Origin of the sequence: Nocardioides sp., assembly GCF_035481145.1 — a bacterium.
In the GTDB taxonomy this organism is placed as follows: domain Bacteria; phylum Actinomycetota; class Actinomycetes; order Propionibacteriales; family Nocardioidaceae; genus Nocardioides.
This window is the reverse complement of record NZ_DATIHB010000033.1, coordinates 1-14622: the sequence shown is the minus strand read 5'-3', so window position 1 is coordinate 14622 and position 14622 is coordinate 1. Positions and strand designations below refer to the sequence as shown.

Genomic DNA, 14622 nt, shown 5'->3' with positions numbered 1-14622 from the left:
GGGGGAGGGCGGGTGGGGCCCGCGAGTGTCGGACCCGGCGTCTACTCTTCTCCCTATGGCATCTGGCTCCGCTGACTCGTTCGTGCACCTGCACGTCCACACGGAGTATTCGATGCTCGACGGCGCATCGCTCCTGGACGGCCTCTTCCAGCGCACCAGTGACCTCGGCATGCCCGCGATCGCGATGACCGACCACGGCAACATGCACGGCGCCTACGACTTCTACGCCAAGGCGAAGAAGTACGGCGTGAAGCCGATCATCGGCATCGAGGCCTACGTGACGCCGGGCACGCCGCGCAGCGAGCGCCGCCGGGTCCGGTGGGGCAAGGGCAACGCGTCCGAGGAGGGCGGCGACGACGTCTCGGGCGGTGGCGCCTACACCCACATGACGATGTGGGCCGAGTCCACCGAGGGCATGCACAACCTCTTCCGGCTCTCGTCGCGCAGCAGCCTCGAGGGCTACTTCTACAAGCCCCGCATGGACAAGGAGATCCTCGCCGAGCACAGCAAGGGGATCATCGTCTCCACCGGCTGTCCCTCGGGTGCGATCCAGACCCGGCTCCGGCTGGGCCAGTGGGACGAGGCGGTCCGCGAGGCCGGCGAGCTGCAGGACATGTTCGGGCGCGACAACGTCTTCCTCGAGCTGATGGATCACGGCATCTCGATCGAGAAGCGGGTCCGCGACGACCTGCTCAAGCTCGGCCGCGACCTGGGCATCCCGCCGATCGCGACCAACGACTCCCACTACAACGCCCCCGAGGACGCCAAGGCGCACGAGTCGCTGCTCTGCGTGCAGTCCGGCAGCCGGATGGCCGAGCCGACGTACGAGCAGGGCGGCAAGCGGTTCGCCTTCCAGGGCGAGGGCTACTACATCAAGTCGGCCGCCGAGATGCGCGAGCTCTGGGGCGACCACAACGGCATGAAGGAGGCGTGCGACAACACGCTCCTGATCGCCGAGCGGTGCGAGGTCGAGTTCTTCGAGTCGACCGGCGGCTACATGGCGCGCGCCGACATCCCCGCCGACGAGACCGAGGAGACCTGGCTCCGCAAGGAGGTCTTCCGCGGCCTGGAGTCGCGCTACCCCGACGGCCGGCTGACGCAGGAGGTCATCGACCGGGCCAACTTCGAGCTCGAGGTCATCACCGGCAAGGGCTACTGCGGCTACTTCCTCGTGGTCGCCGACTTCATCCAGTGGTCCAAGGACAACGGCATCCGGGTCGGTCCGGGCCGTGGCTCCGGTGCCGGCTCCATCGCGGCGTACGCGCTGCGCATCACCGACCTGTGTCCGCTGGAGCACGGCCTCTACTTCGAGCGGTTCCTCAACCCCGAGCGACCCTCGATGCCCGACTTCGACATCGACTTCGACGACCACCGTCGGGGCGAGGTCATCAAGTACGTCACCGAGAAGTACGGCGCCGAGCGCGTCGCGCAGATCGCGACCTTCGGCCGGATCAAGGCAAAGCAGGCGATCAAGGACGCCGCGCGCATCCTCGACCACGGTTTCGCGATCGGCGACAAGATCACCAAGGCCCTGCCCGCCGACGTCATGGGCAAGGGCGTCCCGCTCAAGGAGCTCTTCAACCCCGAGCACAAGCGCTACGCCGAGGGCGGCGAGTTCCGCGCGCTCTACGAGTCCGACCACGACGTCCGCACCATCTACGAGACCGCCGTCGGCCTCGAGGGCCAGATCCGCCAGACCGGCGTCCACGCAGCCGGTGTCATCATGTCGAGCGAGCCGCTCATCGACGTCGTCCCGCTGATGGATCCGAAGCAGGACGGCCAGATCATCACGCAGTTCGAGTACCCGAAGTGCGAGGAGCTCGGCCTGGTCAAGATGGACTTCCTCGGCCTCTCCAACCTCCACACGCTGGAGGACGCGGTCGCCAACATCGAGATGAACCGCGACGAGAAGGTCATCCTCGAGGAGCTTCCGTTCGACGACCGGCCGACGTACGAGCTGATGGGCCGGGGCGACACCCTGGGCGTCTTCCAGCTCGACTCCGGTGGCATGCAGGCGCTGCTGCGGTCGATGCGCCCCGACCAGTTCGCGGACATCACGGCAGTCTCGGCGCTCTACCGCCCCGGGCCGATGGGTGCCGACTCGCACAACAAGTACGCCCACCGCAAGAACGGCCGCGAGCCGATCGTGCCGATCCACCCGGCGCTGGAGGAGCCGCTCCAGGAGGTGCTCGGTGAGACCTACGGTCTCATCGTCTACCAGGAGCAGGTCATGGCGATCGCCCAGGTGCTCGCCGGCTTCTCGCTCGGCGCTGCAGACAACATGCGCCGCGCGATGGGCAAGAAGAAGAAGGAGGAGCTCGACAAGCAGTACGCCGGCTTCGAGGCCGGCATGCTCGAGCGCGGCTATCCCAAGGACGCGGTCAAGACGCTGTGGGAGATCCTGGTCCCCTTTGCCGACTACGCGTTCAACAAGTCGCACTCCGCGGCGTACGGCGTCATCACGTACTGGACGGCGTACCTCAAGGCCAACTACCCGACCGAGTACATGGCCGCGCTGCTGACCTCGGTGAAGGACAACAAGGACAAGATGGCGCTCTACCTCGGTGAGTGCCGCCGGATGAAGATCAAGGTCCTGCCGCCCGACGTCAACGAGTCGAGCCACAACTTCACCGCAGTCGGCACCGACATCCGCTTCGGCCTCACCGCGATCCGCAACGTCGGCGCCAACGTCGTCGACGGCATCGTCGAGGCGCGCGAGGAGCAGGGCCGGTTCACCGACTTCAACGACTTCCTCTCCAAGGTCCCCGCGCCGGCATGCAACAAGCGCCTGGTCGAGTCGCTGGTCAAGGCCGGCGCCTTCGACGAGATGGGCCACCGGCGTCGTGCACTGGTCGCCATCCACGAGACCGCCGTCGACCAGTACGTCGACATCAAGAAGAACGAGGCGATCGGGCAGGACTCGCTCTTCGCCGGCCTCGGTGACGACGACGAGGGTGGTGGCTTCGGCGTCAACGTCGCCATCCCCGACATCGACGAGTGGGACAAGATGACCCTGCTCGGCAACGAGCGCGAGATGCTCGGCCTCTACGTCTCCGACCACCCGCTCAACGGCCTCGAGCACGTGCTCTCGCAGGGCACCGACTGCTCCATCGGCCAGCTGATCGTCGACGAGGACCGGGCCGACGGCTCCTCGGTCACGGTCTCGGGCCTGATCACGAGCGTCCAGCGCAAGATCACCAAGCGGGGTGACTCGTGGGCGATGGTGACGCTCGAGGATCTCGAGGGCTCGATCGAGGTGCTGCTCTTCCCGAGCAGCTACCAGCTCGCCGCGCCGTACCTCATGGAGGACGCGATCATCACCGTGCGCGGCCGCCTCTCGCGGAGCAAGGACACCCCCGAGATCATGGGCCAGGAGGTCACCGTCCCCGATCTCTCCGACGGCCCCAACGGCCCGGTGGTGATCTCGCTTCCGTCCACCCGCTGCACGGCGCCGGTCGTCGAGTCGCTGAAGGACGTCCTGCGCACGCACCCGGGTGTCACGGAGGTCCAGCTCAAGCTGCTGGCCCGCAACGCCACGACGGTCCTGCGGCTCGACGACCGTCTCCGGGTCACCCCGAGCGGCGCGCTCTTCGCCGACCTCAAGCAGCTGCTCGGGCCGGGTTGCCTTGCCCAGTGAGCTGAAGCGCCCGGTCCTGCAGGTCGTCGCGGTCGTGGTCGGCTGTGCGGTCCTCGGCGCCCTGTGCGGACTGGGCTGGTGGCTGTGGTGGAGGCCGGCCCCGCGGGGCATCGTCTTCGAGGGCCACCCCTTCTTCCTCCCCGACGAGGAGTTCCGTTCCACCGGCACGTACGTCGCGATCGCGGTCCCCGTGGGGCTGCTCCTGGGTGGTCTCGGCTGCTGGCGGCTGCGTCACCGCCCGCTGTTCGGGGTGCTGGCCCTGCTGGCGGGTGCGGTCGCCGGGGGAGCAGTGATGCTCCTGACCGGCTGGCTGCTGGGGCCGGAGAGTGCCCTCGTGCTCGCTCGCAACGCCGAGGACGGCGCCGTCGCCCACGCAGCGCTCCGGGTCCAGCCTGGTGTGGCGTGGTTCGCGATGCCCGTGGCGACCGCACTCGGCTGCCTGGGAGTGCTCCTCTGTGTGGAGCCGCATGCCCATGCCCCGCGTGAAATGGCGGACGAACGGTCCTGATCATCTGTAACCTCCAGTGACTTCCCACTGACTCGAGGACAGACATGACCGACCTTCCTGCCCAGCCCGCCAAGAGCCGCAAGGGCCTCGCGCTCGCCGCGGGTGGCGCCGTACTCGCCGTTGCTGCTGTCGGTGGCGGCGTCTGGGGCTACCAGGCGTACTTCGGCCAGGGCGACCAGCCTGCTCAGGCGCTTCCGAGCAAGGGCCTCCTCGGCTACGTTGCGCTCGACCTGAGCCCCAACGGTGAGCAGCTGCTCGCCGCCCGTTCGACGCTGAAGAAGTTCCCCGCCCTCGCCGACCAGGTGAAGCTGGATGGCGACGAGGACCTCCGCAAGACGCTCTTCGAGAAGGCGCAGGAGGACGGTGCGTGCAAGGGCCTCGACTACGACAAGGAGGTCGCCCCGTGGCTCGGTGACCGCCTCGGCATCGCGGCCATGGACGCGGGCAAGGGTGAGGAGCCCGAGGCGCTGCTCGTCTTCCAGACGACCGACGCGGGCAAGGCCGAGAAGGCCGTGCCGGCCGTCCTCGAGTGCCTCAACGAGGACACCGCCGCTGACTCGAAGCTGACCAGCCACGCCTTCTCCGGCGACTGGCTCCTGCTGGGTGAGGCGAAGGGCAGCGCAGAGAAGGCCGCCGAGGACGCGAACGACTCCTCGCTGGCCGACGACGAGCACTTCTCGGAGTGGACCGAGGCGGCGGGCGACCCCGGCATCATCACGGGCTACGCCTCGAAGCTCGGCTACCAGCGGTTCGTCGACTGGTTCCAGGACGACTCCGACATGAAGCTGCCCGCCTCGGCCCAGAAGGAGCTCGACAAGTTCACCGGCGCGGGCCTCGTCGGCCGCTTCCGTGACGGTGGCCTCGAGGTCGAGGTCGCCGCGCGGGCCGGAGAGGGTGGCGCCACGCTCGGCGATGCGGTGAGCTCGCTTCCGGCCTCCACCGTGGCCGCGCTCGGCTTCGCGGTGCCGGACGGCTGGCTCGACAAGGCCTTCGACACCTACGGCCCCATGCTCGAGGCGGAGGCCGGTATGACCCGTGCCCAGCTCGAGAGCCAGCTGAAGTCGATGCTGGGCCTGGAGCTCGAGGACATCGAGGCGCTCGTCGGTGACGGCGTCGTCATCTCCGTCGACTCCGACATCGACACCGACGCGATCGAGCAGTTCGACCCCACCGGCATCCCGGTCGGCCTGACGATCACCGGTGACACCGACAAGATCGAGAAGGTCATCGACCAGCTCCGCGACGCAGGTGCCAAGCAGGGCATGCCGCGCGGCTTCGTGGTCAGCAAGGTCAGCGGCGACAGCGTCGTGGTGAGCATCTCGCCGGAGTACGCCGACACCCTCGCCGACGAGCACGGCCTCGGCAAGAGCGCCGCGTTCGCGAAGCTCGTCCCCAACGCGGACGACTCCGCCACCGCCTTCTTCCTGGACTTCGACGCCAACGGCTGGCTCGATGACCTGATGAAGTCGTTCGACGCGCCGAAGGACGTGCGTGACAACGTCGCGCCGCTCAGTGGCATCGGCGTCACCGGCTGGCAGGACGGCGACGTCTCCCACGGCCTGCTGAAGGTCGCCACCGACTGATCGTCGGCTGACTCACACCGCGCGCGGGCTGGTTCCTCAATTGGGGGACCAGCCCGTTCGCGCGACATCGACGGCGGGCAGCGACGGGACGACATCCATCGCCCTCATCTCCTCGCGGAGCAGGCGAGTGAGCATGGCCAGCCGGAGATGCGTGTCGTCAGCCTCCAGCAGGGACTGCCGGTCCGGCAGCGGCAGCAGCGTGATCGCGGCAAGCGTCCACGACAGGTACGCCGGGTCCTGCGGCAGCACGCCGGTCAGCAGGTCCTCGCCGTGGAGCTGCGAGAGCTGGAGCCGGTACCGCTCGAAGAGGCTCCGGGCGCGCTCCACGATCTCGGGTGCGGTCGCGTCGTCGTGGTCGTCGCCGAGGAGCTCCACCTCACCCGAGGGGTACGCCGTGTGGGTGAGGACGCCGGACAGGCGGAGCCGACCGCGCCCGACGACCACGATCTCGAAGCTGCCGTCGTCGTTGCGCTCGGCCTCGGTCAGCTGGAGCACGCAGCCGACGCGGAAGAGCGACTGGCCACCGTGGGTCTGGTCGCTCCCGGCGGGGCCGAACGGCTCGGAGACCTCGAAGCCCTCACGGATCGCGACGGTGCCGAAGATCCGCTGTGCCGGGTCGGGCTCCTGGAGCAGTTCCTCCACCAGCGCGCGGTAGCGCTCCTCGAAGACGTGAAGCGGCACGGTCATCCCCGGGAAGACGACGGTGTTCAGCGGGAACAACGGCAGCGTCCGGGACATGTCCCAGACCTTAGGGGGTGTCCCACCAAGTTCGCGCCTGCTGCGCGTCGCCCGGCACGCGCCCTGGCTGCGTTGTCGTCAGTCGCCGTGGCTCCGCCACGGCTCCCTCCTCCGCCTTGCCAGCCCACGCACCGGACGACGCTCGCGACGGCGGAGCTTGGTCGGACACGCCCCTAGACTGGTTCCATGATCCGCCGCATCGACCTCCGGGGGCAGCACGCCCCGAACGCCGACTACACGCGCGCCGTCCCGCGCGCTGCGTTCGACGTGGAGCATGCTGTCGAGATCGTCCGCCCGATCTGCGAGGACGTGCGTGACCGCGGCGTCGAGGCGATCGTGGCGTACTCCGCCAAGTTCGACGGCGTCGAGCAGACCGACGTGCGCGTGCCCGCAGAGGCGCTCAGCCGCGCCCTCGAGCAACTCGACCCCGAGGTCCGCGCCGGTCTCGAGGAGTCGATCCGCCGCCTGCGGGTCACGTGCGAGGCGGAGATGGAGCGCGACGTCACGACCGAGCTCGGCGCCGGCGCGACCGTCACCCACAAGCTGATCCCGGTCAACCGGGTGGGTCTCTACGTCCCCGGTGGCCTGGCGCCGCTGGTCTCCAGCGTGATCATGAACGTCGTGCCTGCCCAGGTGGCTGGCGTGAGGTCGATCGCCCTGACCAGCACCCCGCAGAAGGACTTCGGTGGGCTGCCGCACCCCACGATCCTGGCCGCGTGCGCCCTGCTCGGCATCGACGAGGTCTACGCCGTCGGTGGCGCCCAGGCGATCGCGATGTACGCCTACGGTGCGGCCGCGACCGGCTCCAGTGAGGCGATCCGCAAGGTGGACCTCGTGACCGGCCCGGGCAACATCTACGTCGTCTCGGCCAAGCGCCTGCTGAAGGGCCAGGTCGGCATCGACTCCGAGGCCGGCCCGACCGAGATCGCGATCCTGGCCGACGACACCGCCGTGGCGTCGTACGTCGCCGCCGACCTGATCTCGCAGGCCGAGCACGACCCGCTCGCCTCGTCGGTCCTGGTGACGCCGAGCGAGGCCCTGGCCGCCGAGGTCGAGGTCGAGCTCGCGTCGCAGGTCGCCGCGACCAAGCACCAGGAGCGGATCACCACTGCCCTCGGTGGCGAGCAGTCCGCGATCGTGCTGGTCGACGACCTCGAGCAGGGCCTGGCCGTCGTCGACGCCTACGCCGCCGAGCACCTCGAGATCCAGACCGAGGACGCTGCTGCCTGGGCGGCCCGCGTGACCAACGCCGGCGCGATCTTCGTCGGCAACCACGCCCCGGTCAGCCTCGGCGACTACTGCGCCGGCTCCAACCACGTCCTGCCGACGGCGGGCTGCGCCTGCCACAGCTCCGGCCTCTCGGTGCGCTCGTTCCTCAAGGCCGTGCACGTCGTCGACTACAGCCGCGCTGCTCTGGCCGAGGTCGCCGACCACGTCGTCACCCTCGCCGAGGCGGAGGACCTCCCCGGCCACGCGGCGGCAGTGAAGGTGCGCTTCCAGTGACCGCTTTCCCCCCGATCCGGCCTGAGCTCGCCGGCATCGAGCCGTACGGCGCGCCCCAGCTCGACGTGCCCGTCCAGCTCAACGTCAACGAGAACCCCTACGGCCCGTCCGAGGCGTGCCTCGACGACATCGCCGCGTCCGTTCGCGAGGCCGCCCGCGACCTCAACCGCTACCCGGACCGCGAGTTCACCGCCCTGCGCGAGGGCCTTGCGGCGTACCTCAACACCGACGGTGGGCAGGGGCTGGAGGCGCGCCACATCTGGGCGGCCAACGGCTCCAACGAGGTCATGCTCCAGCTGCTCCAGGCCTTCGGTGGCCCCGGGCGCACGGCGCTGAGCTTCGCCCCGACGTACTCGATGTATCCGGAGTACGCCCGCGACACCCACACCACCTGGGTGCAGGGCAAGCGCCTGGAGGACTTCGGCCTCGACCTCGACCACGCGCGTGAGCTGATCGCCGAGGTCAGGCCGCACGTCGTGCTGCTGCCGAGCCCCAACAACCCGACGGGCACCGCGCTGCCGCCCGAGGTCGTCGGCGTGCTCTGCGAGGCGCTCGATGCCGCGAGTGGGGGCCTGCTGGTCGTCGACGAGGCGTACGGCGAGTTCCGCCGCGAGGGCACCCCGAGCGCACTCGAGCTGCTGCCGACGTACCGCAACCTGGTTGTCTCCCGGACCATGAGCAAGGCGTTCGCCGGAGCCGGCCTGCGCCTGGGCTACCTGGCGGCCGACCCCGCGATCCTCGACGCGATCCGGGTCGTGCGCCTGCCGTACCACCTCTCGATGGTGACCCAGGCGACCGCACTGGCCGCACTGCGCCATGCCGACGAGCTGCTCGGCAAGGTCGACGAGCTCCGCAAGGAGCGCGACGAAACCGTAGGCTGGCTCCGCGAGCAGGGCTTCCAGGTCGCCGACAGTGACGCGAACTTCGCGTTCTTCGGCAGCTTCACCGAGTTTCCTGGCGGCCGGCACGCGGTCTGGCAGGGGCTCCTCGACCGAGGTGTCCTGATCCGGGAGACCGGCCCCGACGGCTGGCTGCGTGTGTCCATCGGCACCGCAGACGAGATGAACGCATTCAAGAACGCACTGACGCAGGTCATGGAGGAGTCGGCATGAGCCGCACCGCAACGATCACTCGTGAGACCAAGGAGTCCAAGGTCCACGTCGAGGTCAACCTCGACGGCACGGGCAAGGCCTCGATCTCGACGGGCGTGGGCTTCTACGACCACATGCTCAACTCGTTCGCGCGGCACTCGCTGGTCGACCTGACCGTCCACACGGTCGGCGACACCCACATCGACGCCCACCACACCGTCGAGGACACCGCGATCGTGCTCGGCCAGGCGCTGGCGGAGGCGATGGGCGACAAGAAGGGCACGCGCCGCTTCGGCGACGCGACCGTCCCGCTCGACGAGGCGCTCGTCCAGGCCGTCGTCGACATCTCCGGTCGTCCCTACTGCGTGTGCACCGGTGAGCCCGAGGGCCAGATCTACGTCCAGATCGGCAACGACGGCTACGTCGGCTCGCTGACCCGCCACGTCTTCGAGACGATCGCGTTCCAGGCGCAGATCGCCCTGCACGTCCGCGTGCTCGCCGGTCGCGACCCCCACCACCTGGTCGAGACCCAGTTCAAGGCGTTCGCCCGGGCGTTCCGCGACGCGATCGCGCTCGACCCGCGCGAGACGGGCATCCCGTCCACCAAGGGCGTCATCTGACGATGAGCCAGCCGTCTGTTGCGGTTCTCGACTACGGGTCGGGGAACCTCCGCTCCGCCGTGCGAGCCGTCGAGCGTGCCGGCGCCGCGGTCACGCTGACCTCGGACTTCGACACCGCGCTCGAGGCCGACGGCCTGCTGGTGCCCGGCGTCGGTGCGTACGCCGCGTGCATGGCCGGCCTGCGCGCCATCAAGGGCGACCGGATCATCGGCCGCCGCCTCGCCGGTGGCCGCCCGGTCCTCGGCATCTGCGTCGGCATGCAGATCCTCTTTGCGCGTGGCGTCGAGCACGGCGTCGAGACCGACGGCTGCGACGAGTGGCCCGGTGTTGTCGAGCGGCTCCAGGCCCCGGTCGTTCCGCACATGGGGTGGAACACCGTGGACGTCGCGGCGGGCACGAGCCTCTTCGCCGGCATCGAGGACGAGCGCTTCTACTTCGTGCACTCCTACGGCGTCCGCGACTGGACGCTGGAGACCAACGACCGCACCAAGGCACCGTTGGTGACGTGGGCCCAGACGGGTCCGGCACAGCACGGGGGAGACCGTTTCGTCGCCGCCGTCGAGAACGGCCCGCTCTCCGCGACCCAGTTCCACCCCGAGAAGTCCGGCGACGCCGGCGCCCAGCTGCTCCGCAACTGGGTCACCTCCCTCTGATCTCCCACCTCCCGAACTCGAAAGCGACGAACATGAGCGACTACCTCGAGCTGCTGCCCGCCGTCGACATCAAGGGCGGCCAGGCCGTCCAGCTGGTGCAGGGCGTGGACGGGTCGGAGAAGGTCTTCGGCGACCCGATCGAGGCCGCGCTGCGCTGGCAGGAGGCCGGCGCCGAGTGGCTGCACCTGGTCGACCTGGACGCTGCCTTCGGCACCGGTCAGAACCGTGAGCTGCAGGCCGAGATCGTCGGCCGCCTCGACATCAAGGTCGAGATGTCCGGTGGCATCCGCGACGACGAGTCGCTCGAGGCGGCGATGGCCACGGGTTGCCGCCGGGTCAACATCGGCACCGCTGCGCTCGAGCAGCCGGAGTGGTGCGCGAAGGCGATCGCGACGTGGGGCGACCGCGTCGCCATCGGCCTCGACGTCCGCGGCACGACGCTCGCCGCGCGCGGCTGGACCCGCGACGGCGGCGACCTCTGGGAGACGCTGGCCCGCCTCGACTCCGAGGGCTGCGCGCGCTACGTCGTCACCGATGTCAACAAGGACGGCATGCTGCAGGGTCCCAACCTCCAGCTGCTGCGCGACGTCGCCGAGCGCACCGACCGTCCGCTGGTCGCCTCGGGTGGCGTCACCACCCTCGATGACATCCGCGCGCTGATGGGCCTGGTCGAGATCGGCGTCGAGGGCGCCATCGCCGGCACCGCGCTCTACACCGGCCAGTTCACCCTCGAGGACGCGCTGGCGCTCACCAAGGGCACGCTGTGACGCTCGCCGTCCGGGTCATCCCGTGCCTGGACGTCGACGGCGGTCGCGTCGTCAAGGGCATCAACTTCAAGGACCTCCGCGATGCGGGTGACCCCGTCGAGCTGGCCCGCACGTACGACGCCGAGGGTGCCGACGAGCTGACCTTCCTCGACATCTCCGCCTCGAGCGATGCGCGCGCGACCACCATGGAGGTCGTCTCCCGGGTCGCCGAGGAGGTCTTCATCCCGCTGACCGTCGGTGGCGGCGTACGGGCGGTGGAGGATGTCGACCGCCTGCTCCGTGCCGGCGCCGACAAGGTCGGGGTCAACACCGCGGCGATCACGCGACCGGCCCTGCTGGCCGAGATCGCCGACCGCTTCGGCAACCAGGTCCTGGTCCTCTCCGTCGACGCCCGCCGCGTGCACGGTGACGTCCGCACCGACTCAGGCTTCGAGGTGACCACCCACGGCGGGCGCACGTCGACGGGCATCGACGCCGTCGCGTGGGCGGTGAAGGCTGCGGAGCTGGGCGCTGGGGAGATCCTGCTCAACTCGATGGACGCCGACGGCACCCGCGACGGGTTCGACCTCGAGCTGCTCCGGATGGTGCGCGCTGCCGTCGACATCCCGGTCATCGCCTCGGGCGGGGCCGGTGCCGTCGAGCACTTCGCCCCGGCGGTCGATGCGGGCGCGGACGCTGTGCTCGCGGCGAGCGTCTTCCACTTCGGCACGCTGCGCATCGGCGAGGTCAAGGACGGCCTGCGCGCCGCGGGCCACCCCGTTCGCTAGTCCCGTTCGCTAGACGCGGCGGAGGGAGTTCGGGATGCAGCCGGCCTTGAGGCCGATGCTGCGCAACCCGTTGAGATCACCCGCACCGAAGCGGTGGTTCCGGCTCGACAGCATGCCGTTCATCAGCTGGCTGCTGCCGGTGGCGTGGCCGAGGCCCAGGGTGTGGCCGATCTCGTGCTGCATGACCTGTCCCCACGTGGCGGCACCAGAGCTGGTGAAGCCGGCCGGCAGCCGCTCCGTGCGGTCGAGGATGAGGCTTCCGCGGATCAGCTCGGCGTGGCCGTCGTGGTTCCACCACGAACCGCCGCCCTGCCCGGCGACGGAGCCGCCGAGCGAGCCGACCCGCGCGGGGGTGTTGAAGCCCACGGTGATGGCCGCGCGGCTGTCGTACGAGCCGGGCCGCGGCGCGACCGTGGTCGTGCCCGCGTAGACGAACGTCAGGCCGGTGGCGTTGCCGAGCCGGCGGAAGGCGCCCTTGAGGTCGCTCAGGGAGGCGGCGTAGCCGCCGTTCTGGTTGAACCGCCAGGTGATCGGCCGGCACGGGTTGAAGCGCGGGCGAGCACTGGAGATCGGCCGCCAGTCGGAGCCGGAGCCGGCGGGGCTCCACGTCGGACGCACCGCGAACCAGCGCGAAGCCGAGACCGCAGTGGGGGCTGCGCTGGTCTGGGGCGCGAGGACGCGGAGGGTGTGGCCGCCCAGCCAGGCCGACGGAGCTGCAAGCCGGTAGCCGCCCGTGCTGGTCGTGGTCGCCGAGCGGAGGGTGCGCCATCCGGAGGCCACCTTCACCTGGAGGTGGACCGTGCGTCCGGCCGGGCCGGCGACCGATCCCGACATGGCGGAGCTGGTCCCCAGCAGGACGGACGTGCTGGAGAGCACGCTGGAGATCAGGGTCGAGATGAGCGTCGTCTCCGCCGCCTGCGCGGGCGCCGGAGCCAGCACGCCAAGGGTGAGCGGCAGGGCGGCGACGAGGGTGGTGGAACGCTTCATGGCATGGGAACGTACGGATCGCGCCTTCATGACGTAGTCCGCCGATCGTCCATTTGCGTCGACCGATCGGACATTTCCCTGAACCGTCGGGATCAGCCGATCGGGCGCGGTCGATCAGCCCCGCGCTGCGTCAGCCCCAGGTCAGCGCGCGGTACTCGTCGTACGCCGCCCTGAGCTCCTGGCCCGGCCAGTCCGCGGGCGAGAGCTCCGCTGGCAGGAGTGGGTCGGACTGCAGGTGCCGCACCATGGCGGCGACGAGCGTGAACCGCTCGGCGGGGACGCTGGTCCGGGGGAGCGCGTCGAGGAGCTGGCGACCGTGGACGGCCCACCCGTCGAGGTCCCAGAGCTCGGCAGCGAGCGCCGCGGGGTCGCCGAGCGGGCGGGACTCGAAGCACTCCGAGATGGCGGTGAGCTCCTGGGGCCAGCCCCGGCGCAGGTTGGCCGGGCGCGTCCAGACCCCCTCGCGGAGCTCGGCGACGCGGAGCGACTGCAGATGGGTGCGGAGCGCCGCACGGTCGGCAGCGCTGCGGCCGGTGGTGGTCACGATCGCCATCTCCCAGGTGCCGTGCCAAGGCCGCGTCTCGGGGTGGTGAACGGCGTCGACGCGCCGCTGCCGCTCCAGGAGCCGCTCGCTCAACGTGTACGACGCGTCGTCGTCGCGCCGCAGGTCGCCCCGGGTGACCATGCGCGAGAGCGCCGCGCGCGTCGCTGTCTCGGTGAAGCCGAGGTGCTCGAGGCCGGCCACGAGCTGCGCCGCGGTCTGCCGGGGCGGGTGCAGGGCGAGCAGGGTCGACAGCACCGCAGAGCGGGCCGACACGGGGCGCAGCTGGAGACCGGACACGGGAGAATCATTGCACAACTGGCGCGACTGGCGGAAAAGTGCAATGCTCGGCCCATGACTGAGCTGACCCGACGTGGGGACGTCTTCGTCCTCGACATCAGTGACACCCCCGATGACGACCATCGCTTCACCTATGAGCGGATCGCCGCGCTCGACGCCGCCCTGACCGAGGTCGAGGCGAGCGAGGGCCCGGCCGCGCTCGTCGTCACCGCGCAGGGCAAGTTCTTCTCGAACGGCCTGGTGCCCGAGCTCTTCGTGGAGCCGGAGTACACCCCGGCGTACCAGCGTCTCGTCGCGCGCTTCCTGGTCAGCGAGGTGCCGACCGTCGGCGCGCTCAACGGCCACTGCTACGCCGGTGCGCTGCTCTTCGCGCTCGCCTTCGACGAGCGCTATGCCCGCACCGAGCGTGGCTTCCACTGCCTCCCCGAGGCCGCCATCAAGGTTCCGTTCACCGCAGGGCTCGCCGCGCTCGCGATGGCCCGGCTGGCCCCGCAGGTCGCGCACCGCGCCATGGTGCTGGCGACGCGCTTCGACGCCGAGTCGGCCCTCAAGGCGGGGATCCTCGACGCTGTCGCGCCGGTCGAGGAGCTCCTCGACACCGCCGTCGCCCGTGCCGCGGAGCTCGCGCCCCTGCGCGGCCCGGTGCTGGGCTCCATCAAGACCGCGCGGTACGCCGGCGTCGTCGAGGCCCTGCACCGCACCGAATCCCTGTCTGTTGAAGGAGCAACCGCATGACCACCCAGAAGCGCCTCGAAGGCCGCACGATCCTGATGTCCGGTGGCAGCCGCGGCATCGGCCTGGCGATCGCGGTCGCCGCCGCGAAGGAGGGCGCGAACGTCGCGATCCTCGCCAAGACCGACACGCCCGACCCGCGCCTGCCCGGCACGATCCACACGGCCGCGGCCGAGATCGAGGCGGCCGGCGGCC

13 protein-coding genes and 1 pseudogene are annotated in these 14622 nt (G+C 70.2%); 11 read left to right on the top strand and 3 right to left on the bottom strand.

The genetic code is table 11. The features are described from left to right. The first annotated feature begins 55 nt into the window (after window positions 1-55). From dnaE to VLF38_RS02825, 3 genes are read left to right on the top strand one after another with little or no spacing between them, the layout of a single operon-like run. Window positions 56-3637, top strand: coding sequence for a DNA polymerase III subunit alpha (dnaE, locus tag VLF38_RS02835; protein WP_325269777.1), 3582 nt, complete (start codon window positions 56-58; stop codon window positions 3635-3637). Next, the gene (locus tag VLF38_RS02830; RefSeq protein WP_325269776.1) at window positions 3627-4145 is read left to right on the top strand and encodes a hypothetical protein; all 519 of its coding nucleotides are present in this window, start codon (window positions 3627-3629) and stop codon (window positions 4143-4145) included. Before dnaE ends, VLF38_RS02830 begins: the two co-directional genes overlap by 11 nt. A gap of 44 nt (window positions 4146-4189) precedes the next feature. Continuing rightward, complete coding sequence (locus VLF38_RS02825) at window positions 4190-5728, top strand: DUF3352 domain-containing protein (RefSeq protein ID WP_325269775.1); 1539 nt, start codon at window positions 4190-4192, stop codon at window positions 5726-5728. 36 nt (window positions 5729-5764) lie between these two features. On the opposite strand, the gene VLF38_RS02820 is transcribed toward VLF38_RS02825, so the two are convergent. Next, window positions 5765-6466, bottom strand: coding sequence for an LON peptidase substrate-binding domain-containing protein (locus VLF38_RS02820; protein WP_325269774.1), 702 nt, complete (start codon window positions 6464-6466; stop codon window positions 5765-5767). Between the two features lie 186 nt (window positions 6467-6652). Here VLF38_RS02820 and hisD point away from each other — a divergent pair, with 186 nt between their 5' ends. From hisD to hisF, 6 genes are read left to right on the top strand one after another with little or no spacing between them, the layout of a single operon-like run. Next, a complete protein-coding gene (gene hisD, locus VLF38_RS02815; protein ID WP_325269773.1) occupies window positions 6653-7969 on the top strand; it encodes a histidinol dehydrogenase in 1317 nt (438 codons plus the stop codon). After that, the gene (locus VLF38_RS02810; RefSeq protein ID WP_325269772.1) at window positions 7966-9081 is read left to right on the top strand and encodes a histidinol-phosphate transaminase; all 1116 of its coding nucleotides are present in this window, start codon (window positions 7966-7968) and stop codon (window positions 9079-9081) included. The genes hisD and VLF38_RS02810 overlap by 4 nt, the downstream gene beginning before the upstream one ends. Beyond that, window positions 9078-9680, top strand: coding sequence for an imidazoleglycerol-phosphate dehydratase HisB (gene hisB / locus VLF38_RS02805; protein ID WP_107699989.1), 603 nt, complete (start codon window positions 9078-9080; stop codon window positions 9678-9680). Before VLF38_RS02810 ends, hisB begins: the two co-directional genes overlap by 4 nt. A gap of 2 nt (window positions 9681-9682) precedes the next feature. Beyond that, window positions 9683-10333 (top strand): imidazole glycerol phosphate synthase subunit HisH, encoded by a 651-nt coding sequence (hisH, locus tag VLF38_RS02800; RefSeq protein ID WP_325269771.1) that lies wholly within the window; start codon window positions 9683-9685, stop codon window positions 10331-10333. Window positions 10334-10365: 32 nt separating this feature from the next. Beyond that, window positions 10366-11100, top strand: a complete 735-nt coding sequence (gene priA, locus VLF38_RS02795) for a bifunctional 1-(5-phosphoribosyl)-5-((5-phosphoribosylamino)methylideneamino)imidazole-4-carboxamide isomerase/phosphoribosylanthranilate isomerase PriA (protein ID WP_325269770.1) — start codon at window positions 10366-10368, stop codon at window positions 11098-11100. Next, on the top strand, window positions 11097-11867 hold the full coding sequence (gene hisF, locus VLF38_RS02790; RefSeq protein ID WP_325269769.1) for an imidazole glycerol phosphate synthase subunit HisF: 771 nt from the start codon (window positions 11097-11099) through the stop codon (window positions 11865-11867). Before priA ends, hisF begins: the two co-directional genes overlap by 4 nt. A 9-nt stretch (window positions 11868-11876) precedes the next feature. Here the strand turns inward: hisF and VLF38_RS02785 are convergent, their stop codons facing one another. Both VLF38_RS02785 and VLF38_RS02780 read right to left on the bottom strand, forming a co-directional pair. Next, window positions 11877-12854, bottom strand: a complete 978-nt coding sequence (locus tag VLF38_RS02785; RefSeq protein ID WP_325269768.1) for a matrixin family metalloprotease — start codon at window positions 12852-12854, stop codon at window positions 11877-11879. A 130-nt stretch (window positions 12855-12984) separates the two neighbouring features. After that, window positions 12985-13695, bottom strand: a complete 711-nt coding sequence (locus VLF38_RS02780) for a PaaX family transcriptional regulator C-terminal domain-containing protein (protein ID WP_325269767.1) — start codon at window positions 13693-13695, stop codon at window positions 12985-12987. Window positions 13696-13749: 54 nt separating this feature from the next. On the opposite strand from VLF38_RS02780, the gene VLF38_RS02775 reads away from it, so the two are divergent. Both VLF38_RS02775 and VLF38_RS02770 read left to right on the top strand, forming a co-directional pair. Continuing rightward, complete coding sequence (locus VLF38_RS02775; RefSeq protein ID WP_325269766.1) at window positions 13750-14430, top strand: enoyl-CoA hydratase/isomerase family protein; 681 nt, start codon at window positions 13750-13752, stop codon at window positions 14428-14430. After that, window positions 14427-14622: pseudogene (locus VLF38_RS02770) on the top strand (short chain dehydrogenase); the annotation flags it as partial. The gene VLF38_RS02775 and the pseudogene VLF38_RS02770, both read left to right, overlap by 4 nt.